Raw genomic sequence first — 20,677 nt, 5'->3', positions numbered from 1 at the left:
CTGGCATCACGACGCCGGCGGCGCAACGCCCGCCCAGGCGGGCGGGACGTTGGCGCTAGCGAAGCACTGACGAAGGACTTAGCCTTCGATCGGGGCGCGCCAGTCGTCGGAACCGGAGGTGCCGGCAACGGTGTGTTCCCAATCGATCTTGCGATAGGCCAGGGAGACGTCCATCAGCTGAGTGAATTCAGCTGTGTTCATGTCCTGGGCGTGCGGCATGCGCAGGTTGATGTCGACGATGGTGGCGTCGGTCAGGCTGGTGGTGAAGAAGTGCTCCTGCTTGCCTTCCACCGAGGTGCGGTACCACTTCAGCTCGACGTTGGGCAGCATTTCGCCGGAGGCCAGGGCGTTGTACATCAGCGGCACGGCCTTGTTCAGGGCCACGGTGAAGATGAACGGCTTGTGCGCGCGCTGACCGGAAGGCTGGCCGGACTGCGGGTCGGTGGGCACGGTTACGACGTGCTTGAATTCCTGAACCAGCATTTCGTCTTCGTGGCCTTCCACGTAGATGTTGCCCACGGAATCCGGGGTGAAGGCGCCAGCGGTGATGTTGCCCTGGGTCTGGCCTTCGATGCTGATATAACAAGGTGTCGGCATGAGTCTGCTCCTTGACGATGTGAATGAATGTCCGATGGACGGTACTGTAGGAGCAGAAAACGTGCCGATATTGGATAAATAGAATAAAAACAAAATGTTGCCATGAATCCGACAACGGAGACTAATCAAAATTAGGCAATATGTTGCCTGAGTCGAGCAAGATATTGCCCGGCGGGCAAGATGTTGCCTAATTGTTCTTCGGCGCGGCCTGGCTGGTTGGGCCCATCTGGCTGTGTGTCGGCAATATTGTTATGTTATAACATGTGTTTTGATGGAGAGAGTGCTCATGCAGGCCGACCCAGAGGCACAGCGAATGCTGGACATGCCAGAAACGTCATATATGAACGATGAGCAGTTGGCCTTCTTCCAAGGCCGCTTGCTGGCTGAGCGAGCCGAGGTGGAAACGCACCTGGAAGAAGTGCGCAAGGCCATTGCCGACAACGAGCGCAGCGGCGACGACCTCGACCGTGCCGCGGTAGAGGAAGAGCTGCGGCTGCTGCTTCGCCAGGCGGACCGAGAGACGCGGCTGCTGCGCAAGATCGCCAAGGCGCTGCGACGCATCGAGGAGGGCGACTACGGCTATTGCGAGGAGACCGGCCAGCCCATCGGGCTCGGGCGGCTATTGCTGCGTCCTACCGCGGATCTCTGTCTCGAGGCCAAGGAGCGACAGGAGAAACGCGAGCACCATTTCAGCAAATCCCGAGGAGAAGCGTGATGCAAGCCCCTTCAGCGACCCTGCCCGTCACCGTACTTTCCGGCTTTCTCGGCGCAGGCAAGACGACCCTGCTCAATCATATCCTGGCCAATCGCGAAGGGCGTCGGGTGGCGGTGATCGTCAATGACATGAGCGAGGTCAACATCGATGCCGCCCTGGTGCGTGGCACACCGGGCAGCGAGGGAGACGTGGCGCTCAATCGCTCCGAGGAGCGGCTGGTCGAGATGAGCAACGGCTGCATCTGCTGTACTCTGCGAGAGGATCTGTTGATCGAGGTCGGGCGCTTGGCCGCCGAAGGCCGCTTTGACTACCTGGTGATCGAGTCAACGGGCATTTCCGAGCCGCTGCCGGTGGCCGAGACCTTCACCTTCGAGGACGAGTCAGGGCAGAGCCTTTCCAGCGTTGCGCGGCTGGATACCCTGGTGACGGTGGTCGACGGAGCCAACTTCCTGACGCAATACCGTGAGGCGAAATCGCTGATCGAAGCCGGCGAAAGCCTGGGCGAGGAGGACGATCGCAACGTGGCCGACCTGCTGGTCGATCAGATCGAGTTCTGCGACGTCCTGCTGATCAGCAAGGCCGACCTGGTCGATGACGAGCAGATGGGTGAGCTGAAGGCGGTGCTGCGTACGCTCAACCCCGATGCGGAGCTGATTGCCATGGCCAATGGCCAGGTGTCGCTCGACAAGGTGCTCGACACCGGCCGCTTCAGCTTCGAGCGGGCGCAGCTTGCTCCGGGCTGGCTCAAGGAGATGCGCGGGGATCATGTGCCGGAAACCGAGGAGTATGGTATCTCGAGCTTTTCCTACCATGCCCGGCGGCCCTTTCACCCGCAGAAGTTCCACGAGCTATTGCATGGCGACTGGTTCGGCGGCAAGCTGCTGCGCTCGAAGGGCTTCTTCTGGCTGGCGACCCGACCACAGTTTGCCGGCCAGTGGAGCCAGGCGGGGGGCATTGCCCACTACGGTTACGCCGGCATGTTCTGGAAGGCCGTTCCCGAGTCACGTTGGCCGGACGGCCCGGAATACCGCGGTTATATCATGGAAAAGTGGCAGGAGCCCTTCGGTGACATGCGCCAGGAGCTGGTCTTCATCGGCCAGCATCTCGACGAAGCGCGTATCCGCCAGGCCCTGGATGAGTGCCTTGTCAGCGAGGCAGAGCTGCTGGCTGGCAAGCAGGCCTGGGCATCCCTGCCGGACCCTTTTCCTGTCTGGGAGTGAATTCGGCAGGGGCGGCGGTAATGGCCGGACCTGCTTGCGTTGAATCATAAAACGGTATGCCGCCTGGAAACATCGCTTTTCTGGCTGTAAAGCGGACGATTCCTGTCCATACTGGGGCAAGGCCTGATGACAAAACGGCCGCAGGGAATAACCAAGGGAACTAGAGGTGTCTGCCATGTCCTCCTCCTACCGACACTACCTCGGGGTAGCCGTCTTTGTGCTGCTGGCCAGCTTGTTGCTGCTAACGGCGAAAACGGCTCAGGCCAACCCCCGCTATGCGGCTATTGTGATCGATGTCGAAAGCGGAGATGTACTGCATGCCGCGAACCCCGATGCGACCCGCTATCCGGCCTCGCTGACCAAGATGATGACGCTCTACATGCTGTTCGAGGCCATCGAGGACGGCAGCATGCATCTGCATCAGCCGCTGCCGGTATCCGCCCAGGCAGCTGCGATGCCGGCTTCCAAGCTGTGGCTCTCCGCCGGTAGCAGTATCACCGTGGAAGAGGCGATCCTTGCCCTGGTGGTGCGCTCCGCCAATGATGTTGCGGTGGTGGTGGCCGAGGCACTGGGTGGCAGCGAGCGCAATTTTGGCAACATGATGACGCAGCGGGCCCGCGAGCTGGGCATGAATGCCACCCAGTTCCGCAACGCATCGGGGCTGCCCAACAACGAGCAGGTCACCACCGCTCGCGACATGGCGACCCTGTCGATTCGCGTGATGCAGGATTTCCCGCAGTACTACCACTACTTCTCGACCCAGAGTTTTACGTATCGGGGTACGACCCACACCAGCCATAACCGGCTGGTGCGCAACTATCCCGGTGCCGACGGGCTCAAGACGGGTTTCATCCGGGCTTCCGGCTTCAACGTGGCGACATCGGCGATCCGTGATAACCGTCGGGTGGTCTCGGTCGTGATGGGTGGGTTCACTGCGGCTTCCCGTGATGCCCACATGTCGGACCTGCTCGACCGCGGCTATGCACGCCTCAACATGCTGCAGCGGGGAGATTGGATCGCCCAGGCCGATGTCTTCGGCGACAACATGGATCTGCCGGCTGCTCAGCCCGCCTCGGCGGCACCCGCAACGCAGCTGGCTTCGGTGGAGCCGGCGTCGTCGAGCGGTAGCCTGCAGGCAAGCCGGTCCGAATCCGGCACGCGTTCGACCTTCCAGTCCGAGATGGGTGCCGAGATGGGCTCCGCCGACGATCCGATCCGTGACCTGATCGCACGGGCCGATTCGCCGCAGGCGAGCGGTACCTGGGCCGTGCAAGTGGGTGCGTTCAATAACGCCGACCAGGCCCGCAGCCTGGCGTCACGGGCAGCCGACCAACTGGCCAGCCAGCTGCGCGACGTGCGCGTTTCGGTGGCCGAGACCCAGGACGAGAAGCGCGTCTTCCGTGCCCGGCTGGTCGACCTGCAGGAGAACGACGCACACAGCGCCTGCCGTAGCCTGCGCGCCACCGGCATGGACTGCATGGTAGTCGCCCACTACTGAGCCGTCACCGCTGGCCGATCGTACCGACGCCCCGCTCTTGCGGGGCGTCGGTCGTTTGAGCCTGGCGTAGTTATGGCCTGGCGTAGTTATGGCATGACGCTTCAGGCCACGGCGGGGTCCCGCTCCCGAGTTGTCACGCTTGCAGCGCCCCCCAGTGCTATCCGCTTGTCGCAGATTCGCTCGATCAGCGCCGGGTCGTGGCTCACCAGCATGACTCCACAGCGCCGCTCGCGGGCCAGCTCCACCAGCAGCTCGAGCGTTTGTCGCTGGGTGATGGGGTCGAGGCGCGAGGTGGGCTCGTCGGCGAACAGGAAGCGCGGCTCCAGCAGCAGCACGCGAAGGATGGCGAAGCGCTGCAGCTCGCCGCCCGAGATCTCGCCGGGGCGCCGCCCCAGCAGATTCTCGTCGAGCCCCAGGCGCGCCATCAGCGGCGCGATGGCGGCACGATCCAGGCGGTGGCGGCGTACCAGGTCGTCGAGCAGGCGAGCCAGCCGCCAGTGCGGCGAGAAGGCCGTCGGCGGATCCTGGTAGAGCTTCTGGAAGCCCAGCGGATGCCCCGGTGCCCGATGAATCTCACCATCGTCGGCACACGTCACGCCCAGCAGCATGTCGCCCAGGGTGCTCTTGCCACAGCCGGAGGGGCCGACCACGCCGACGATCTCGCCGGGGCTGACCGCGAGCCAAAGGTCGCGGAACAGCTCGCGCCCGCCGCGACTCTTGGCCAGGCCTCTGGTACTCACGACAGGCGCCTGGCGTTCGCCCAGCGGCTGCGGCCGCGGCCAGCGGCTGGGCTCGGCAGCCAGCAGCCGTTGGCCGTACTCGCTGTGAGGGTGTGTGAGTACTTGCTGGGCCGGGCCGCGCTCGACCACCTGGCCCTGGCGCAGGATGACCACCTCGCCGCCCAGCCGGCGGGCCACGTCGATGTCATGGGTGATGGTGAGCAGGGCGCCCCCGGCCTCGGGCGTGCGCGCCAGCAGTTCGACCACCGCGTCCCGACGCAGTGCATCGAGCCCCTTGGTAGGCTCATCGGCGATCACGATGGGCGCGCCGCCGGCACAGGCGGCCGCGAAAGCCACCCGCTGCGCCATGCCGCCGGAGAGCTCGCCGGGCAGCTTGCTGCCCGCGTCAACCAGACCCAGCTCGGCCAGGTCGGCCCAGGCGGCCTGGAGGGCGGCGCGGCGGTCGCGTCCGGCCACGTGGCGGTGGCTCTCGGCGACCTGGGAAATGGATCGCATGGTGGGGTCCAGGGCATGCCAGGGCTCCTGGGGCAGCAGCGCCAGGCGGTGGCCCCAGAGTGCGCGGCGCGACGTGCCATCGGCGGCGTCGAACGCCTTGCCATCGATGACCAGTCGGCCACGGGCGGCAAGCCCCCTCGGCAGCGTGCCCATGATGGCCTGGGCGATCAGGCTCTTGCCCGAGCCGGTTTCACCGAGCAGGGTCAGGCGGCCGCCGGCTTCGAGCAAGCAGGAGAAGGGCGCGATCGTGACGCCCTCGCCCTGGATCGTCACGCCTTCGGCCTGAAGTAAGTATGGACTCATCGTGGATCTCTTCCGGCCAGCAGGTTCAGGCTCAATACCAGCACGAACAGCACCACGATGGGCTGGGCCATGGCCCAGGGCGCCTCGTGGTAGTAGGGCAGCAGTTCGATCATCATCAGCCCCAGCTCGGCGGTGGGCGGGCGCAGGCCAACGCTGACGAAGCCCAGCGCGGCCATGGCAAGAATGGCGCTGGCGGCGCCGAAGGCGGCCAGCGTGAGTACCTGCGGGGCGAGCTCCGGCCATAAATGGCGACGGAACAGGTAGAACGGGCCGAAGCCGAGCAGCCGGCTCGCCTCGAGCTGCGGCGAGGCCACCAGTACCCGGGTGCGGGCGCGTACCACGCGGAAGTACTCGATCCACAGCACCAGCGAGATACCCACATAGAGCGCCCAGAAGTTGCCCGGGGCGATGGCCACCAGCAGCAGCACCAGCAGCAGGCCGGGCAGGGCCAGGCAGGCATCGGCCAGGCTGCCCAGCACGCGATCGGTCCAGCCGCCTCGCCAGCCGGCAATCACACCCAACAGCACGCCCGGAATGGCAGCGGTAGTCACGCTGAGCAGCGCCATGCCGAACGAGAGCTGTATGGCGGATGCCAGCCGGGCCAGCAGGCTACGGCCCAGGTGGTCGTTGCCGAGCGGTTCGGCAAGCGACGGGAGCTGCAGGATGCGGGTGAGCTGCTGGCGCGCGGGGTCGGCATCGAAGAGCCAGGGCACCAACCAGGCGAAGGCGAGCAGCAGGGCGAGCAGCGTGGCGCCGAGCCGCTGGCGGCCGTTGAGGGTCGGCAGCGTCCAGCGGCGAACGGTAGTCAGGGCAAATGCTTTCATGCGCTGCGCCTCCTGGGGTCGAGCCAGTGGCAGAGCAGGTCCACCACGGTATTGAGCGCGACGAACATCAGTCCCATGACCAGGGCGGTGCCCTGGATCATCGGCACGTCGCGGGCGACGATGGCATGCACCAGGGCGTGGCCGATGCCGGGCCAGGCGAACAGCGTTTCGACCACCACCACGCCCTCGATCAGGTAGACGAACTGCACCCCGAGGTAGGCGACCACCGGCACCGCGGCGTTGCGCAGGCCGTGGCGCAGGAAACTCAGGCGCTCGTTCAGCCCCTTGGTGCGCGAGAAGGCGTAGTAGGCAGACTGCGATACGTCGGCCATGGCGTTACGCGCCACCCGGCTGGAGATGGCGGCCAGTGCCAGCGCCAGGGTCAGCGCCGGAAGCACGCCATGGGCGGTGCGGCCATGGCCGGCGGCAGGCAGCCAGCCCAGCGACACCGAGAAGATCAGGATCAGCAGCAGGCCCACGGCGAAAGGGGGCAGGGCACGCAGCACGCTGGCCGCCACTTCGCTCACGCGATCCAGCATGCCATTGGGCTTGAGCCCGGCGATCAGCCCCAGCGGCGGGCCCAGCAGCAGCGAGAGCAGCACGGCCATGGCCGCCAGGCCCAGGGAGTGGCCGAGCTGGTGCCACAGTTCGGTTATCACCGGCTGGCCGCTGACCAGCGAGCGGCCCAGGTCGAACTGCACCAGGTCCCACAGCCAGCCGAAGTAGGCCGTCACGGCGGGCTGGTCCAGGGCGAGCTCGGCACGTACCGCCTCGGCGGCGGCCGTATTGACCATGTCGTGACCGTAGCGACCGGCGGCGATGCGGTAGGCCATGTCGCCGGGCAGCGAGCGGGTCAGCACGAAGGTCAGGGTGCCGACCAGCCACGCTACCAGCCCGGCCTGGAACAGGCGTTGCAGCAGCAGGCCGCCCAGGCCTGCCGTCCAGCGCGGGGTCGTCCGTGAGGCCAGCGCTACACTCATTCGCTCCACCTCAGCTCATCGATGCGATAGCTGCGCTCCAGCGGGTCGATGGAGAAGCCTTCCAGCTCGACATTGACCGCGGCAGTCTGCTGGTACCAAGCCACGGGCACGACCGGCATGGCCTCGTTCAGGCGCCGTGCCACCTGGGCCGCCAGCTCGGTGCGGGCTTCGGGATCGGCCTCCTGGCGCAGGGTGTCGAGCCAGGCAGCTAGATCGTCGTCGCGCCAGCCCATGGCGCCCCAGTCGCCGCCCATGGCTTCGGGGTCGGTGCCGAAGTCATCGAGCAGGGTGCCGAGCGGGTCGGGCACCAGGCCGTAGTTGCGCGCCATCAGGCCCAGTTCCAGGCTACCGTCCTGGTGGCCGGAGGGGATCGCGCTGGCATTGCCCACGTCGACCTCGAGTGCGACGCCGATCTCGCGCCACTGATCCTGCAGGGCGGTGGCCACCAGCGGCAGCTCGGGGCGGTCGGAGAAGGTGCGCAGGGTCAACTCGAAAGGCGCTCCGTCGCGCTCGAGCATGCCGCTGCCATTGGCTGCCCAGCCCAGCTCGGCGAGCAGCTCACGGGCGCGCTCCACGTCCTGCGCCTCGCCGGCGTCGAGGCCGAGGTGCCAGGGGCCGAGGCTGGCCGGAAACAGCTCAGCGGCGGCGGCTTCGGGGTCCCGCAGCAGGCCGGCGGCGATGCCTTCCCGATCGATGGACAGGCTCAGCGCCTGCCGGGCGCGCTCGTCCTCGAGCAGCGGATGAGAGGCATTGACCTTGAACACGATGGTGCGCGGCAGCGGTTCTGCATGCAGCGTGAGACGATCATGGCGCGCCAGCCGTGCGCGGCTCGCCGGGTCGAGGGTGAAGACCACGTCGGCATCGCCGCTCTCGGCCATCAGCGCACGGGTCTCGCCGCGGCCTACCGCCAGATAGCTGGCCCTCTCGATGGCGGGTGCCTCGCCCCAATAGTCCTCAAAGCGCTCCACGGCGAGACGCTGCGGGGGAGCCACGCTTTCCACTCGATAGGGGCCGGTGCCGATCACCTGGGTGATCCGCCCGTCGTCGTCAAAGGCACCCGGGGCGAGGATCAGGGTGGTGGAGTGGGACAGCAGTGCCGGCAGCGGCGCAAAGAGGGTCTCGAGCCGGATCACCACCTCGTTGCCCTCGGCCTCGATGGCAGTGATGGGCGCCGAGTCGAGGATGCCCGGCTTGGCCAGGGCGTGCTGAAGGCTCGTGGCTGCCGCTTCCGCCGTCAGCGGGCTGCTGTCGTGGAAGCTGACGTCCTCACGCAGGCTGAAGCGCCAGGTCAGGCCATCGTCGCTGGCCTGCCAGGAGGCAGCCAGCCCCGGCGCGGGCTGGCCGTCGGCGTCGGTGTCGACCAGCGTCTCGGCGACACGCATGCGGGCGTAGACATAGCCCGAGGTCGATGGGTCGGCGCCGGTGATCTCCCAGGGGGCAACCACGGAGAGCGGGCGGTCGGCGGCGGCCGACAGCGGCAGCAGGGCAAGGCTCAGCAGCAGGGAGCAAGAGACCAGGGAGCCAGGGAGTAGTGGCATTGCAGAATCTTCCTTGAAAGGTTTGAGGTAAAAGACGATGGGCGGCGCAGGCGTTTCAGCCCGGGTCCAGCGCCAGCAGCAGGCGGCGCTCACCCGACGCGGGCTGAGGGCTGCGGTGCACTAGGCCGCGTTCCTCGTTGCCGACCCAGCCGCAGCCTTTCATCAGGGCCAGGTCGCCCACGCCAATCTGTTGAATGGCACCAGGGTCGGCAACGATATCGGGCTTGTCCGGACGCGGGGCACCGAGCCTCGCACGGTTGACGGCATGTTCGGGTAGCCACTCGCTGGCCGGGCCGGCATAGGTGCTCACCAGACGCACCGGCAGGTTGTCGACGTGGAAGCGCGGGCACATGGCGCCGTCGAGCGTGCGCAGGCGAATGCCGATGGTCTCGGTCGAGAACAGATAGGCCATGGCTTCGGCGATGGTGCCGATATCCTTTACCAGCGCATCACCGGCCTGGGGGGCGGGCAGTCGCCGTGCCAGGTCCTCCTGCATTGCCTGGCCGGGGGCGCCGCGCCAGTGCCATTCGAGGCCGCGCTGGTGGCCGAGCTGAGCCCGCACGGCCAGGATCAGGGCCGAGTCGAGCGGACGCTCCATCACCGCCAGGGTGATGTCATCGTCGAATATGCGGGGCAGTACCTCGATGTCCTGGCCGAATGCCCAGTGCGTGGAGATGTCAGCGGTGGTACGGGGCAGCATGTCGCCTCCTTTTGTAACTATATAACATATCATTTGTGCTGCGAATGACCCCCTGATGTGGAACCGCAGGGGGATCGAAGCAATGTCTGAAGTGACGGGTTTGAAGTAATGGGGCTGAAGTAACGGTTATGGTAGCTGGCTGAACGCTGAGAATGATTCGTTATAACATAACGTATTGGGCATGACTATTCTCTCCGCGGCTCTCTCCGCGACATGGTTTTGCCCCGTTACACCGTTCCAGTCACACCTCGACCTCTTCATGGTCGAATGCGCCATTTTGGGGCGCCGCACTTGCCGTGGTCTGCGCCAGCCATTAGGTTGTTAATCAATAAGCCCCGCCGACCCTTACGGTCGGCGGGGTGGTTTTTTGGGTCGCCAGGGTTCGGCAAGAGGGGAGGTCGCCATGACGCCGTCGTTGAAGGGCATTCTGTGCATGTGTATGGGTGTGCTGTGCCTGGCCATTGGCGATGCCATCGCCAAGTGGCTGGGCGAGGTACACTCGCCCCTGCAGATCATCTTCTTCCGCACCCTGGTTTCGCTACCGTTGATCGCCTTGCTGGCCCACTTTGGTGGCGGGCTCACCAAGCTGCGTACCCAGCGCCCCGGGGTGCACCTGGTGCGCGGCCTGATCTATACCGGCACCATGTTCTTCTTCGTGCTCGGCCTGACGCTGCTGCCCTTGGCCGAGGCGACCGCCATCGCCTTCGTTGCCCCGCTGTTCGTCACCCTGCTCTCGGTGCCGCTGCTGGGCGAGAAGATCGATCCTCCCGTGCTGGCAGCGTCCCTGTTGGGCTTCGTGGGGGTTCTGGTGGTGGTGCGCCCCGGCGGCGACGCCTTTCATCCGGGAGCGCTGGCGCTGTTGGCGGCGGCCGTCTTCTATGCGCTGATGATGATCACCGCGCGGCGGTACGGTGCCCGCGAGCACCTCTGGGCGATGGTCTTCTACATGACCCTGGTGCCGCTGCTGCTCACGGCGGTGGCGCTACCCTGGGTATGGCAGACCCCGCACCCCTGGCATTGGCTGGGCTTCCTGGGGGCCGGGATCATCGGCGTGGGGGCGACGGCCTTCATTACGTTGGCATTCCGTTTCGCCCCGGCGGCCATTGCCGCGCCTTTCGACTACACGGCCATGCTCTGGGCGGTGATTCTGGGCTGGTGGTTCTGGGGTGAAATGCCGGATGTCTGGGTCTTCGTGGGCAGTACATTGATCATCGGCAGCGGCCTGGCAATTGCCTATCATGACCGCCGGACGACCTTGAAAAGACGTCCGACGGCTTAAGCGCGATTCAGCCGCCAGCGCCGCCAGTGGCGTCCCACCAGCCCATGCTTGGGAGCTGCCAGCAGGGCGATAAGGAACAGGCCCGAGGCCACCAGCACGATGGCACCACCCGAGGCGACATCCAGAGCTACCGAGAGCATCAGCCCCACCACGGCTGATGTCACGCCGACGCCGACCGAGAGGGCCAGCATCGTGGGGAAGCGGTCGGTGAGCAGGTGGGCCGTGGCGCCGGGGGTGATCAGCATCGCCACGACCAGGATGATGCCCACGGTTTCCAGGCTGGCTACGATGGTCAATGTCAGCAGCAGGATCAGTCCGTAGTGGATGATGCTGGTATTGAAGCCCAGCGCCTGGGCCTGCTGTGGATCGAAGGTGTAAAGCAGCAGTGGCCGATAGGCCAGCCAGATCGCCAGTACGGCCACCAGGCTGGCTGCCAGTGTCAGCATCAGCGCCGAAGTCTGTACCCCCAGCACGTTGCCGAAGAGGATATGCATCAGGTGAGTGCTGGTGGCGATCTTGCTGATGATCACGATGCCCAGCGCAAAGGCGGCGGTGAACATCAGGCCCATGGCGGCGTCCGCCTTGATTCGGGTATGGCGCTCCAGGGCGCCAATACCCAGCGACGTCAGCGCGCCGGTGACGAAGGCGCCGATGAAGAACGGCCAGCCCAGCAGGTAAGCGATGGCCACGCCAGGCAGCACGGCATGGGAGATGGCATCACCCAGCAGCGACCAGCGCTTTAGCACCACGTAGCAGGAGAGCAGCCCGCAGATGGCGCCCACCAGCACCGAGGTGAGCAGCGCTCGCTGCATGAAGCGGTATTCGAAGGGAGCGGCCAGGCTCTCTGGCAGCAGGTTGACCGCCATCATCAGTAGCACGATCAAGGCGTCGATGACGCTGATGGCGAAGGCTTCAAGCGGCAACAGGCACCCTCCCGTGCTCGGTGGAGGGCGTCCCCACCGCCAGGCGAGCCAGCATGGCATCGCTTAGCATCTCTTCCGGGGGACCCATGCCGATCAGGGTGCGGTTGATCAACATGACATTATCAGCGTGGCGGCGAGCCCCCTGCATGTCATGGGTCACCATGATGACGGTGCGCCCGGCGGCGCGCTCGCGCTCGAGCGTCTCGAGAATCAATGCTTCGCTGGGAGGGTCGACCCCGGCCAGGGGTTCGTCGAGCAGCAGTATTTTTGCCTGTTGAGCCAGGGCGCGAGCCAGCATCACGCGCTTCTTCTGGCCGCCGGAGAGTTCACCAATGGGGCGTGCGGCATGGTCGGCCATGTCGACGGCTTCCAGAGCGGCCTCGACGGCCTGCCGGTGGCTGGGATTGGCCCAGTAGCGAGGCAGCAGGCGCCGCCATAGTGGGTCGTGGCGCATCATGCCGTAGCGGCCGGTCAGCACCGTTTCACGCACCGAAATGGGAAAGTCCCACTCCATGTTCTCCTGCTGGGCCATATAGGCGATATTGCCGGCACGGCGCTGCGCGGCGGGGCTATTGCCGAGGATCCGAAGTTCGCCGCGCAGCGGAGCGAGACTGCCGATGACCAGGTTCAGCAGGCTCGATTTACCAGCGCCGTTGGGGCCGACGATGGCTGTCCACTGGCCTTGCGGCAGCGACAGGGAGATATCCTCCAGCACGGGCTGCTGGTGGTAGGCCGCGTAGAGGCGGCTTGCTTGAAGTGCGGGGGCGGGATCAGTCATATCCACCACCCAGGATATCGCACGGCATGAAGCTTCTGGGGGCTGACATCGGGTACTCTCCTCCACCTCTGGCCGTTGATAGCCAGTTGTTACATTGCCGTGAGTTTATGAGCGTATGGCTACTATTTTAGCCAAGGTTAACTTGTTGGGTAGTAGGAAATCTCTATCGGGCTTCTGTTGCTGCCCTATGAGCAGATTGGCTATATTGGCGCGATGACCGACTCCCCGAAAAAAGTAACACCGGATCGCCTGTGCAAGGCGGATGCCCTGCCGCCCAGCGATCAGCATGCGAAGCAGTACGCTGCCGTGCGCAATGCCCATGAAACCGAGCTGCTCGAAGACTACGTGGAGCTGATCGCCGACCTGCTGCAGCATCATGGCGAGGCGCGCTCGACGGATATCGCGGCGCGAATGGGGGTCAGTCAGGCCACGGTGTCAAAGACGGTGGCCCGGTTGAAGAGCCTGGGACTGGTCTCAAGCAAGCCTTATCGCTCGCTGTTTCTGACCGAGAAGGGTGAGGCCATGGCAGCCATGTCGCATCAGCGTCATGCCATCGTGCTGAGGTTTCTGCGTGCCCTGGGCGTCAGCGATCACACGGCGCGAATTGATGCCGAGGGTATGGAGCACCATGTCAGCCAGGAAACCCTGGATATCATGCAGCGCTTTACGCGCGAAAAGGAACGCGGAAGCTCCTGAATCGTTGCGGGGAGCTTTTCAGCCTGACAGCACCTGATTCACGGTTTTCAAACGTTGAAGAACGCTTGCGCAGCGGCTTCCGGGTCCGGCTGGCCGCAGATAGCCGACACCACCGCCGGTCCCTTTGCGCCGGCTGTGCGCACCCGGCCCACATGCTCGGCCTGCAGACCGCCGATGGCTACCGCCGGCAGTGGGCTGGCGGCGACAAGGGTGGCCAGGCCATCGAAGCCCAGCGGCCGGGCATGGTTCGGCTTCGTCGCGGTGGCGAAGATCGGCCCCAGACCCAGGTAGTCCAGCGGTTCCGGGTCCAGTCGTGACATCTGATCCAGGTTCTGCACCGAGAGGCCGAGGATGGCGTGTTCGCCCAGCGCTTGGCGCGCTGCGGCCACTTCACCATCATCCTGACCCAGGTGGAGCCCGTCCGCTTCGCTGGCTAGCGCCACATCCAGCCGGTCATTGATGATCAGCGGTACGCCGCTACCGGCGAGTGCCGCCTTGAGGCGCCGCGCCTGGTCAATCAGCTCCTCGTCGCTGGCCTGCTTGTCACGCAGTTGCACCAGTGTCACGCCACCGCGTACCGCCGCCACGACGGTTTCCACCAAGCCGTGCCGGGCGCAAAGCCGGGGGTCGGTTACCAAATAGAGGGTCAGGTCTAGGCGCATGAGAAACCTCAAAAATTGAGAGCTTTGTCCGAAAAGTCGGCGAGCGCAGGCCAGACAAGGCAAAAATGGGCGAGAAGACGGACCGGGCTCGCGTGCGAGTTTACACGGGGTAAATGAGTATATTGAGTCGATTTTTAACGCAGTATGGCCAAGCGCAGGCACTTTTCGGATAAAGCGAAGTCAGGGGGCGGGGCTTGCCGCACCCAGAAAGCGGTCCTGCCAATAGTCGACGTCCAGCGGCACGCTGACAACCTGGCGTCCCCGCCCCGGGGCGTGAATCATCTGCCCGTTACCCCGGTAGATTCCCACATGAGTGGCCTTGCGGCGATCGCCGAAGAACAGCAGGTCCCCCGGGCGCGCCTGGCGGGCTTCGGGAAGCGTGCGGTATTGATCGTCTGCGGTACGCGGTACCGGGATCCCGGCGGCACGATAGCTGAGTTCGACTAGCCCGGAGCAGTCGAGCCCTTCCGGAGAGTTGCCACCGAAGCGATAGGGGGTCCCCAGGGCACCTTCGGCCGTGGCCAGGATAAGTGCCCGCTCGATGGACAAGCCTTCGCCAGCGCGTGGGTCCTGGGTCGCCATGTCGCGGCTGGCGCATCCAGCCAGCAGCATCAGCGCAATCAAAAGAAGGACAAGTCGCCCCTGGCCATGAAGCGGCCGGGACCTGCCTGGTAGTGCCACCGGTTCGAACCACGCCACTCGAGCCATCGTCCAGCTACTCTTCGCCAATCCTGTTTCCTACTTTAGCTCGAACCGTACGTGCTTGGCGAGAATCCGTGAAAGTGCCGGGTGAATGCCGGTCAGAGCGCGCAACACAGTGGTTCCATGCAGCGAGAGGCTGGAAATATCCCGGGCGGCGCATCATCATCTTCTTTACAACCCAGTGATCAGGCAGCGACAAGGGAGAGTGGCCATGAACTTCAAGGGCGAGCAGCACCCCGGCGTAAAGATGCCCACGGGGGACACCCTCGGTTTTCGTCTCAATCACACCATGCTGCGGGTCAAGGATCCTGAACGGGCATTGGCTTTCTATACGCGTGTCTTCGGCATGAGCGTATTGCGCCGCCTCGACTTCGAGGAGCTTGGCTTCTCGCTCTACTTCCTGGCCAGGCTGGAAGAGGAGGAGCAGGTGCCGGAGGAGAAAGGCGAGCGTACCGTCTGGACCTTCAGCCAGAAGGGCCTGCTGGAACTGACCCATAACTGGGGCACCGAGGATCAGGCCGATTTCGCCTACCACGACGGCAATGCCGAACCCCAGGGCTTCGGGCATATCTGCTTTTCGGTGCCCAACCTCGACGCCGCCGAGGCCTGGTTCGATGCCAACGACGTCGAGTTCATCAAGCGCGCCGATCAGGGCAAGATGAAGGACGTGGTCTTCGTCAAGGACACGGACGGCTACTGGATCGAGGTGGTCCAGGCCGACCGGCTGGCTGCGCTGGGCGACTGATCCTGCCGTCGACGGGCTCCGGTGCTGCCACCTCACGGGGCGGCATCGGGGGGTTGCCGGGGTCTACTCAGGCGAAGGCGTAGACGTCCATGGCCAGCACGCCGTGCTCCACGCTGTGGTGCAGGCGCTCTGCCTGGCCGCCGGTGCCCATGGCTACCAGCAGCGGCTGGAAGTGCTCCGATGTGGGGTGGTTCTCTCGGGCGTAGCGTGCCTGTTCCCAGTCAAGCAGCGCCGTGCGGTCGTCGGCATCCAGACGCTTATGCACCCAGTCAGCGAATTCGCCCACCCAGGCGGGCATCTCGGAGCCTTGGGCCTGCAGCTCCATCAGATTGTGGGTCAGGCTGCCGGAGCCGATCACCAGGATGTTCTCCTCCCGCAGCGCGGCAAGTTTCCCTCCGAGTGCCACCAGCTCGGCGTTTGACCACTGCACCGGCAGCGACAGCGAGACCACCGGCACGTTTGCCTCCGGGAGCATCAGCGAGAGCGGCACCCAGGCGCCGTGATCGAGGCCACGTTCGGTGGGCACGGCGTTGAGCTCCCTGGCCAGGCGCCTGGCCAGCTCCGGCTCGCCGGGGGCGGGATACTGGCACTCGTAGAGTGCCCGCGGAAAGCCGCCGAAGTCGTGGATGGTTTCGGGGTGGGCGCTGGTGCTCACCAGCAGCCGGTCACTCTCCCAGTGGGCCGAGACTACCACCACCGCCTTGGGACGCAGCGCTTGGCCGAGCTCGCGGAGAAAGTCGTGGGCCGGCGTCTTGGTCAGGGCCAGCATGGGGGAGCCGTGGGAAATAAAGAGGCTGGGTTGCATGGAAAGCTCCTGATAGGTTGTCTTCAGGATAGCGGCTCAAGTCGAAAATATCGATAGCAGGCTTATGAAATAATCGCCTGTCAATAGCCCGTCATTTCCAGGTATCCCTCGCCCAATGCCTCACCGCTCTCTGCGTCGAAAGCGATGACCTCCCCTTCCCAGTAGGGCACGGAGGTGTCCATCCAGCGCTCGGCATGGGGGGCCTCGACGACCAGGTCCAGCCCGGCGCGGGGGATTGCCAGGCGCCAGTGGGTCGGCACGTCGCGCCCCGCCACGCGGCGGGTTTCCAGCGGCGTCATGTCGATCTCGTCCGGCGCCAGCGCGGTGGGCTCGCCGTCGGGGGCGATCCAGGTGCCGGAGCGGTAGTCACCGCCGTCAGCGCCGCCGCCACGCAGCTGGAAGGCCATCAGCTTGTGGCCGCTCGCCAGATGCAGCGAGAACCAGTCCCAGCCCTGCTGTTCGGGTCCAAGCAACTGGCTGCTCCACTCCCGGTCGAGCCAGCCGCGCCCGCTTACCGCGCGGGTTTCGCCGTCGAGGGTGACCTCCCCTTCGACGCGCCAGAACGGCTGGCTGTAGTACATCGAGCCCTGGCCGTCGGCGGATTTCTGGCTGAAGCCGGCCTCGCCGTGCAGCACCAGCGGCCCCTCGGCGGTAAGGGTCAGGGCGTAGCCGAAGCCGCCGTGCTCGTCGTCCTGATGTGCCATCAGTTCCAGTTCGGCGAAGGTGTCGGTGTCTGGCTCATCGCCTGTCGTTTCGTCTGATGTTTCTATACGGCTGGCCAACTGCCAGTGGTCGATCCAGGCCCGAAAAGGCTCGGCCCGTGCGCCCGCCTGGCCATCCCGGTCATCGAGGTTGTCGGCGGAGTGGCTGCGGGCGAAGCGCTCCGCCACCCGATGGGTCTCGCCCCGGGAGACCGCCATATGCGCCATCCATAGCTGATCGGCGGCCCAGGGCGTGTGGGCGGGGCGCTCCTCCGGTGACGTGATCGCTTGACGAAACAGGGTCCACTGCAGGCCCAGCGGTTCGCCGCTGTCGTCCTCCAGGTTGGCGGTGAGGTACCACCACTCGATGCGGTAGTCCGGGTGGGCGGCGTGATCCTCGGGGAAGCGCAGGGTGATTCCCTCATGGGCCTGGGCGAAGTCGCCGGCCTCCTCGCCCAGCCCGGCGAAGCCGGCGGGCTCGCCGGGGGCGGCGTCATCCCGATCGGTGTCGCAGCCGGTAAGCCACAGCAGCATCAGTAGTATCGCGACCAGCCTGGTGGCACTCATGTGTTCGCCTCCTCGGCCAGCAGCGCCCGGGGTGGGGTGCGCCATAGGGTGATGGCGGGCAGGGCGGTCGCCAGCAGGGCAACGGCCACGGCGGTGGCCAGGGTCAGCGCGATCTCGTTCGGGAACAGGAACAGCGGCAGGCGCCAGCCGAAGGCGGCGACATTGATCACCGCCACCAGGCCCAGGGCAAGGACGATACCCAGGGGTATCGCCAGGGCGCCGGTCACCAGGGCGGCGGCGCCGAGCTGGCCCAGCTGTATCCGGACCAGTTGGGCTCGCGGGATCCCCAGTGCCCAGAGCGGCGCCAGCTGGCGCCGTCGCTCCCGGGCCTGGGCCAGCAGGCTGGCCAGCAGCGCCAGGGCCGCCACCCCCAGGGTCAGCGCACTCAGCGCCCGGGTGATGGTGAAGGTACGCTCGAAGATGCCGGTGGCGATGCGTTTCACCTCACGCTGGTCCACCAGGCTGTCGCTGCCCAGGCCGAAGCGCCGGGTCAGCGCCTGGCCCAGCGCCGCCTCGTCGGCGCCGGCCGCCAGCACGATGCCGATGGAGCCTGGCGGTGCGCCGAAGCGGCTGGCCAGCTGAGCAGTGGCAAAAAGCACCTCCCCCCGGGTGTTGCCGTAGTCGGGATAGACCGCTGCCACGGTGACCTGCTCCCGGCCGCGAGGGGCGCCCAGGGTCAGCCGGTCGCCAGGGGCCAGCCCCTCGCCGATCGCCAACTGCTCGTTGATGAAGGCCTCGCCGTCGCGGAAGGCCTGCCAGGCGACGTCACGCCCCGCCAGGGTATCCAGCAGCGGCCAGCTCGGCATCAAGGCGTCGCCGGGGGTGATGCCGTAGAGGCTGGTCGGCAACGCCAGCTCCCGGGAGCTGCCGTCGCGCTCGATCGCATAAAGGGTCGAGTCGGTGCGGCGGGTGGGAAGTAGCTCGGCCACCTCGGGGCGTTCGTCGAGCCAGGTCTCGATCTCCTCGAACTGCTCCGCCGGCGGGCGCAGGTAGAGGTCGGCGACCAGGCGCTGGTCCAGCCAGTCGAGGAAGGTGAGGCGGAAGCCGCCGACCATGCTGCTCACGCCCAGGTTGGCGGAGAGCGCGATCAATAGTGCCATCATGGCCAGCGACAGCCGCGGCAGCTGGAGCTGCAGGTCGGCCAAGGCCCACTGGGCCAGGGGCCGGCGGCGCGCCAGCCGTTCCAGGCCGGCGAGCAGGGCCGCCAGCAGCGGCGGCAGCCACAGGGCGCTGGCCAGCAGCAGCGCCGCCATCAGTCCGAAGCCGGCCAGGAGGCCTTCCCCCGGCGGCTGCCGGGCTAGCCAGGTCCACAGCGCCAGGCCGATCGAGGCCACCAGAGCGCCGGCCAGGGTCATGAACCTTAGCTGGCGGCGGAAACCGGCTCGCCAGGCCTGGGCCTGGCCGAGCCCCAGCACGCTGAGCCGGGCGGCACGCCACAGCACCCCGGCGCCGGCCAGGAAGAGCCCGCCCAGGGTGACAAGGATCCCGCCGACCCAATAGTGCCAGGGCAGGCTGAGTTCGGCGGTGACGCCGGCGCCATAGAGGCTGCCCAGGGTAGCGGCCACGTCCGGCAGCAGGGCTCGTGCCAGCCACACACCGCTGACGATGCCGGCCAGGGCACCAAGGACGCCCAGCAGCAGCAGCTCCAGAGCCAGCAGCCCCACCAGGCGGCGCCCCGAGACACCCAGCGCCCGCAGCGTGCGCAGCATGGCCAGGCGCTGCTCCAGTGCCAGGCCGAGGGCCGCCTGGACGATGAACAGGCCCACCACCAGCGCCAACAGCGCCATGGCGGTGAGGTTGAGGTGGAAGCTCTCCGTGAGCTGGCCCGGCGAGGCCAGCGTCGCCGCACGGGTCAGCACCAGGCCAGGAGGCGCTTCGTTCAGGGCATTGGAGGCGGTGACCAGCCGTGAGATTCGTTCGCCGCTGTCGAGCAGCATCGCGGCCGCGGCGATATCCATCACCAGGGTATCGGGCGGTAGCGAAGGCGCCAGCACCAGCGGTGGCAGCCGCCGTCCGTCGGCCAGGCGCGGTTCGTCGCCTGGCGCCTGGCGATCCGCCACACCCAGGGCGGGCAGGGTGTCCGGGGCCACGCGGGTCTGCCACGGCGGGGTGAGGAACGCCGCCAGTTCGCTGGTGCTTCCGGCGGTGGCGAAGGCACTGTCGCCGGGCAGGGTGAATGGCTCGATGCCGATCACTGTCAGCCGGGTGCCGTCGGGGGCCTCCAGCGTGCCCTCCAGCAGCGGCGACACCGGCAGCCCGGCGCGGCGCAGGCGCAGGTAGTCGTCCCGGGTCAAGGGTTGGCCGTCGCGACGCTCCAGGCGGTCGAGCCCGGTGGTGAACAACGCCTCGGCGCGGGCGTAGCTGTCCCGGGCCGAGGCGTTGATCGCCTGTACGCCGCTCCACAGGGCGCTGGCCACCCACAGGCCCAGCAGCAGCATGGCGAGCTGGCCCGGATGGCGCTTGTAGTGGGAAAGCAGTGTCGCCAGGGCAGTGAACATCAGCGGCGGCTCGCCTCCCGTTCATCGACCGGGACGAGCCGGCCGTGGGTCAGCCGCAGGCAGCGGTCCAGCGGTGCGGCCACCTGGGGGCTGTGGGTCACCATCAGCAGGGCGCTACCGGCTTCGCTCACCAGCGAGAGCAGCAGGTCGAGTACCTCGCCGGCACTGGTCTCGTCCAGGTTGCCGGTGGGCTCATCGGCCAGCAGCAGGGCGGGGCGAGGAGCGAGGGCGCGACCGATGGCAAGGCGTTGCTGCTGGCCACCGGAGAGCTGTTCCGGATAGCGCTTCTCCATGCCGGCAAGGCCGAGCCGTTCGATCAGGTGGGCCGCCCACTCGGCATCGTCTCGCCGCGCGAGCCTGGCCTGCAGGCGCAGGTTGTCGCCAACGTTCAGGCTGGGCACCAGGTGAAACTGCTGGAACACCAGGCCCAGCGTGTCACGGCGCAGCCGGGCCCGGGCGGGCTCGTCCAGTGAAGAGACAGCCTGGCCGGCGACCGTCACGTCGCCGGTCTCGGGGAGGTCGAGGCCCGCCGCCAGGTGCAGCAGGGTCGACTTGCCGCTGCCGGATTCGCCCATCAGCGCCAGGCTCTCTCCGGCGTCGAGCCGCAGGTCGATGCCGTCCAGCACCTGAAGCGGACCCTGGGGTGTCGCGTAGGACTTGTGGACCTGGCGGAATTCGAGCATGGCTGAGCCTTTCCCGGGAAAACGCTTA

General features: G+C 66.4%; 20 protein-coding genes. 6 read left to right on the top strand and 14 right to left on the bottom strand.

Annotation, left to right across the window (positions count from 1 at the left end; translation table 11 throughout):
- Nucleotides 1-78: 78 nt before the first annotated feature.
- A complete protein-coding gene (locus tag KZO25_RS11010) occupies nucleotides 79-597 on the bottom strand; it encodes an Hcp family type VI secretion system effector (RefSeq protein WP_066448323.1) in 519 nt (172 codons plus the stop codon).
- Between the two features lie 286 nt (nucleotides 598-883).
- On the opposite strand from KZO25_RS11010, the gene dksA reads away from it, so the two are divergent.
- The 3 genes from dksA to KZO25_RS10995 all read left to right on the top strand — a co-directional run bounded on the left by dksA (nucleotide 884) and on the right by KZO25_RS10995 (nucleotide 4,030).
- Complete coding sequence (dksA, locus tag KZO25_RS11005) at nucleotides 884-1,312, top strand: RNA polymerase-binding protein DksA (RefSeq protein ID WP_223137004.1); 429 nt, start codon at nucleotides 884-886, stop codon at nucleotides 1,310-1,312.
- Nucleotides 1,312-2,532 carry a zinc metallochaperone GTPase ZigA gene (zigA, locus tag KZO25_RS11000; protein ID WP_223137003.1) on the top strand — a complete coding sequence of 407 codons (1,221 nt, stop codon included), beginning with the start codon at nucleotides 1,312-1,314 and terminating at the stop codon, nucleotides 2,530-2,532. The genes dksA and zigA overlap by 1 nt, the downstream gene beginning before the upstream one ends.
- Before the next feature lie 175 nt (nucleotides 2,533-2,707).
- Nucleotides 2,708-4,030 (top strand): D-alanyl-D-alanine carboxypeptidase, encoded by a 1,323-nt coding sequence (locus KZO25_RS10995; protein WP_223137002.1) that lies wholly within the window; start codon nucleotides 2,708-2,710, stop codon nucleotides 4,028-4,030.
- A gap of 101 nt (nucleotides 4,031-4,131) precedes the next feature.
- On the opposite strand, the gene KZO25_RS10990 is transcribed toward KZO25_RS10995, so the two are convergent.
- Genes KZO25_RS10990 through KZO25_RS10970 form a run of 5 tightly spaced genes read right to left on the bottom strand, consistent with a single transcriptional unit; the run spans nucleotide 4,132 to nucleotide 9,610 of the window.
- A complete protein-coding gene (locus tag KZO25_RS10990; RefSeq protein ID WP_223137001.1) occupies nucleotides 4,132-5,568 on the bottom strand; it encodes an ABC transporter ATP-binding protein in 1,437 nt (478 codons plus the stop codon).
- Nucleotides 5,565-6,392 carry an ABC transporter permease gene (locus KZO25_RS10985; RefSeq protein ID WP_223137000.1) on the bottom strand — a complete coding sequence of 276 codons (828 nt, stop codon included), beginning with the start codon at nucleotides 6,390-6,392 and terminating at the stop codon, nucleotides 5,565-5,567. Before KZO25_RS10985 ends, KZO25_RS10990 begins: the two co-directional genes overlap by 4 nt.
- Entirely contained in the window at nucleotides 6,389-7,372 is a 984-nt protein-coding gene (locus KZO25_RS10980; RefSeq protein WP_223136999.1) for an ABC transporter permease, read from the bottom strand. Before KZO25_RS10980 ends, KZO25_RS10985 begins: the two co-directional genes overlap by 4 nt.
- The gene (locus KZO25_RS10975) at nucleotides 7,369-8,910 is read right to left on the bottom strand and encodes an ABC transporter substrate-binding protein (protein WP_223136998.1); all 1,542 of its coding nucleotides are present in this window, start codon (nucleotides 8,908-8,910) and stop codon (nucleotides 7,369-7,371) included. Before KZO25_RS10975 ends, KZO25_RS10980 begins: the two co-directional genes overlap by 4 nt.
- Nucleotides 8,911-8,965: 55 nt before the next feature.
- Complete coding sequence (locus tag KZO25_RS10970) at nucleotides 8,966-9,610, bottom strand: DUF1826 domain-containing protein (RefSeq protein WP_223136997.1); 645 nt, start codon at nucleotides 9,608-9,610, stop codon at nucleotides 8,966-8,968.
- A 403-nt stretch (nucleotides 9,611-10,013) separates the two neighbouring features.
- Here KZO25_RS10970 and KZO25_RS10965 point away from each other — a divergent pair, with 403 nt between their 5' ends.
- Nucleotides 10,014-10,889, top strand: coding sequence for a DMT family transporter (locus tag KZO25_RS10965; protein WP_223136996.1), 876 nt, complete (start codon nucleotides 10,014-10,016; stop codon nucleotides 10,887-10,889).
- Here the strand turns inward: KZO25_RS10965 and KZO25_RS10960 are convergent.
- Nucleotides 10,886-11,815, bottom strand: a complete 930-nt coding sequence (locus KZO25_RS10960; RefSeq protein ID WP_083517717.1) for a metal ABC transporter permease — start codon at nucleotides 11,813-11,815, stop codon at nucleotides 10,886-10,888. The genes KZO25_RS10965 and KZO25_RS10960 overlap by 4 nt on opposite strands.
- Nucleotides 11,802-12,590 carry a metal ABC transporter ATP-binding protein gene (locus KZO25_RS10955; RefSeq protein WP_066448412.1) on the bottom strand — a complete coding sequence of 263 codons (789 nt, stop codon included), beginning with the start codon at nucleotides 12,588-12,590 and terminating at the stop codon, nucleotides 11,802-11,804. The genes KZO25_RS10960 and KZO25_RS10955 overlap by 14 nt, the downstream gene beginning before the upstream one ends.
- Before the next feature lie 213 nt (nucleotides 12,591-12,803).
- Here KZO25_RS10955 and mntR point away from each other — a divergent pair, with 213 nt between their 5' ends.
- Complete coding sequence (mntR, locus tag KZO25_RS10950; protein WP_066452314.1) at nucleotides 12,804-13,286, top strand: manganese-binding transcriptional regulator MntR; 483 nt, start codon at nucleotides 12,804-12,806, stop codon at nucleotides 13,284-13,286.
- A 47-nt stretch (nucleotides 13,287-13,333) separates the two neighbouring features.
- On the opposite strand, the gene thiE is transcribed toward mntR, so the two are convergent.
- Entirely contained in the window at nucleotides 13,334-13,948 is a 615-nt protein-coding gene (gene thiE, locus KZO25_RS10945; RefSeq protein WP_223136995.1) for a thiamine phosphate synthase, read from the bottom strand.
- A gap of 180 nt (nucleotides 13,949-14,128) precedes the next feature.
- Nucleotides 14,129-14,560 (bottom strand): C40 family peptidase, encoded by a 432-nt coding sequence (locus KZO25_RS10940; protein ID WP_066448422.1) that lies wholly within the window; start codon nucleotides 14,558-14,560, stop codon nucleotides 14,129-14,131.
- Nucleotides 14,561-14,861: 301 nt separating this feature from the next.
- Here KZO25_RS10940 and gloA point away from each other — a divergent pair, with 301 nt between their 5' ends.
- On the top strand, nucleotides 14,862-15,395 hold the full coding sequence (gene gloA, locus KZO25_RS10935; RefSeq protein ID WP_223136994.1) for a lactoylglutathione lyase: 534 nt from the start codon (nucleotides 14,862-14,864) through the stop codon (nucleotides 15,393-15,395).
- Nucleotides 15,396-15,462: 67 nt separating this feature from the next.
- On the opposite strand, the gene KZO25_RS10930 is transcribed toward gloA, so the two are convergent.
- The 4 genes from KZO25_RS10930 to KZO25_RS10915 form a co-directional block, all read right to left on the bottom strand.
- Nucleotides 15,463-16,200: a DODA-type extradiol aromatic ring-opening family dioxygenase gene (locus KZO25_RS10930; protein ID WP_223136993.1), complete on the bottom strand. Its 738-nt coding sequence runs from the start codon at nucleotides 16,198-16,200 to the stop codon at nucleotides 15,463-15,465.
- A gap of 80 nt (nucleotides 16,201-16,280) precedes the next feature.
- Entirely contained in the window at nucleotides 16,281-17,468 is a 1,188-nt protein-coding gene (locus KZO25_RS10925) for a lipocalin-like domain-containing protein (protein ID WP_223136992.1), read from the bottom strand.
- Nucleotides 17,465-19,966 (bottom strand): FtsX-like permease family protein, encoded by a 2,502-nt coding sequence (locus tag KZO25_RS10920; protein ID WP_223136991.1) that lies wholly within the window; start codon nucleotides 19,964-19,966, stop codon nucleotides 17,465-17,467. Before KZO25_RS10920 ends, KZO25_RS10925 begins: the two co-directional genes overlap by 4 nt.
- On the bottom strand, nucleotides 19,966-20,649 hold the full coding sequence (locus tag KZO25_RS10915; protein ID WP_223136990.1) for an ABC transporter ATP-binding protein: 684 nt from the start codon (nucleotides 20,647-20,649) through the stop codon (nucleotides 19,966-19,968). The genes KZO25_RS10920 and KZO25_RS10915 overlap by 1 nt, the downstream gene beginning before the upstream one ends.
- Nucleotides 20,650-20,677: the final 28 nt, after the last annotated feature.

It is taken from the genome of Halomonas sp. ANAO-440 (genome assembly GCF_019915905.1).
In the GTDB taxonomy this organism is placed as follows: Bacteria; Pseudomonadota; Gammaproteobacteria; order Pseudomonadales; family Halomonadaceae; genus Halomonas; species Halomonas chromatireducens.
The sequence above is the reverse complement of the archived record's forward strand: the minus strand, read 5'-3'. Positions and strand labels throughout refer to the sequence as shown.

What these genes read in the sequence shown, in the direction of transcription:
- KZO25_RS10965 (WP_223136996.1), top strand. Translation starts at nt 10,014, where the DNA reads ATGACGCCGTCGTTGAAGGGCATTCTGTGCATGTGTATGGGTGTGCTG.
- KZO25_RS10915 (WP_223136990.1), bottom strand. Translation starts at nt 20,649, where the DNA reads ATGCTCGAATTCCGCCAGGTCCACAAGTCCTACGCGACACCCCAGGGT.
- KZO25_RS10990 (WP_223137001.1), bottom strand. Translation starts at nt 5,568, where the DNA reads ATGAGTCCATACTTACTTCAGGCCGAAGGCGTGACGATCCAGGGCGAG.
- KZO25_RS10975 (WP_223136998.1), bottom strand. Translation starts at nt 8,910, where the DNA reads ATGCCACTACTCCCTGGCTCCCTGGTCTCTTGCTCCCTGCTGCTGAGC.
- KZO25_RS11010 (WP_066448323.1), bottom strand. Translation starts at nt 597, where the DNA reads ATGCCGACACCTTGTTATATCAGCATCGAAGGCCAGACCCAGGGCAAC.
- KZO25_RS10940 (WP_066448422.1), bottom strand. Translation starts at nt 14,560, where the DNA reads ATGCTGCTGGCTGGATGCGCCAGCCGCGACATGGCGACCCAGGACCCA.
- KZO25_RS10920 (WP_223136991.1), bottom strand. Translation starts at nt 19,966, where the DNA reads ATGTTCACTGCCCTGGCGACACTGCTTTCCCACTACAAGCGCCATCCG.
- gloA (WP_223136994.1), top strand. Translation starts at nt 14,862, where the DNA reads ATGAACTTCAAGGGCGAGCAGCACCCCGGCGTAAAGATGCCCACGGGG.
- KZO25_RS10995 (WP_223137002.1), top strand. Translation starts at nt 2,708, where the DNA reads ATGTCCTCCTCCTACCGACACTACCTCGGGGTAGCCGTCTTTGTGCTG.
- KZO25_RS10985 (WP_223137000.1), bottom strand. Translation starts at nt 6,392, where the DNA reads ATGAAAGCATTTGCCCTGACTACCGTTCGCCGCTGGACGCTGCCGACC.
- KZO25_RS10955 (WP_066448412.1), bottom strand. Translation starts at nt 12,590, where the DNA reads ATGACTGATCCCGCCCCCGCACTTCAAGCAAGCCGCCTCTACGCGGCC.
- thiE (WP_223136995.1), bottom strand. Translation starts at nt 13,948, where the DNA reads ATGCGCCTAGACCTGACCCTCTATTTGGTAACCGACCCCCGGCTTTGC.
- zigA (WP_223137003.1), top strand. Translation starts at nt 1,312, where the DNA reads ATGCAAGCCCCTTCAGCGACCCTGCCCGTCACCGTACTTTCCGGCTTT.
- mntR (WP_066452314.1), top strand. Translation starts at nt 12,804, where the DNA reads ATGACCGACTCCCCGAAAAAAGTAACACCGGATCGCCTGTGCAAGGCG.
- KZO25_RS10980 (WP_223136999.1), bottom strand. Translation starts at nt 7,372, where the DNA reads ATGAGTGTAGCGCTGGCCTCACGGACGACCCCGCGCTGGACGGCAGGC.
- KZO25_RS10930 (WP_223136993.1), bottom strand. Translation starts at nt 16,200, where the DNA reads ATGCAACCCAGCCTCTTTATTTCCCACGGCTCCCCCATGCTGGCCCTG.
- dksA (WP_223137004.1), top strand. Translation starts at nt 884, where the DNA reads ATGCAGGCCGACCCAGAGGCACAGCGAATGCTGGACATGCCAGAAACG.
- KZO25_RS10970 (WP_223136997.1), bottom strand. Translation starts at nt 9,610, where the DNA reads ATGCTGCCCCGTACCACCGCTGACATCTCCACGCACTGGGCATTCGGC.
- KZO25_RS10925 (WP_223136992.1), bottom strand. Translation starts at nt 17,468, where the DNA reads ATGAGTGCCACCAGGCTGGTCGCGATACTACTGATGCTGCTGTGGCTT.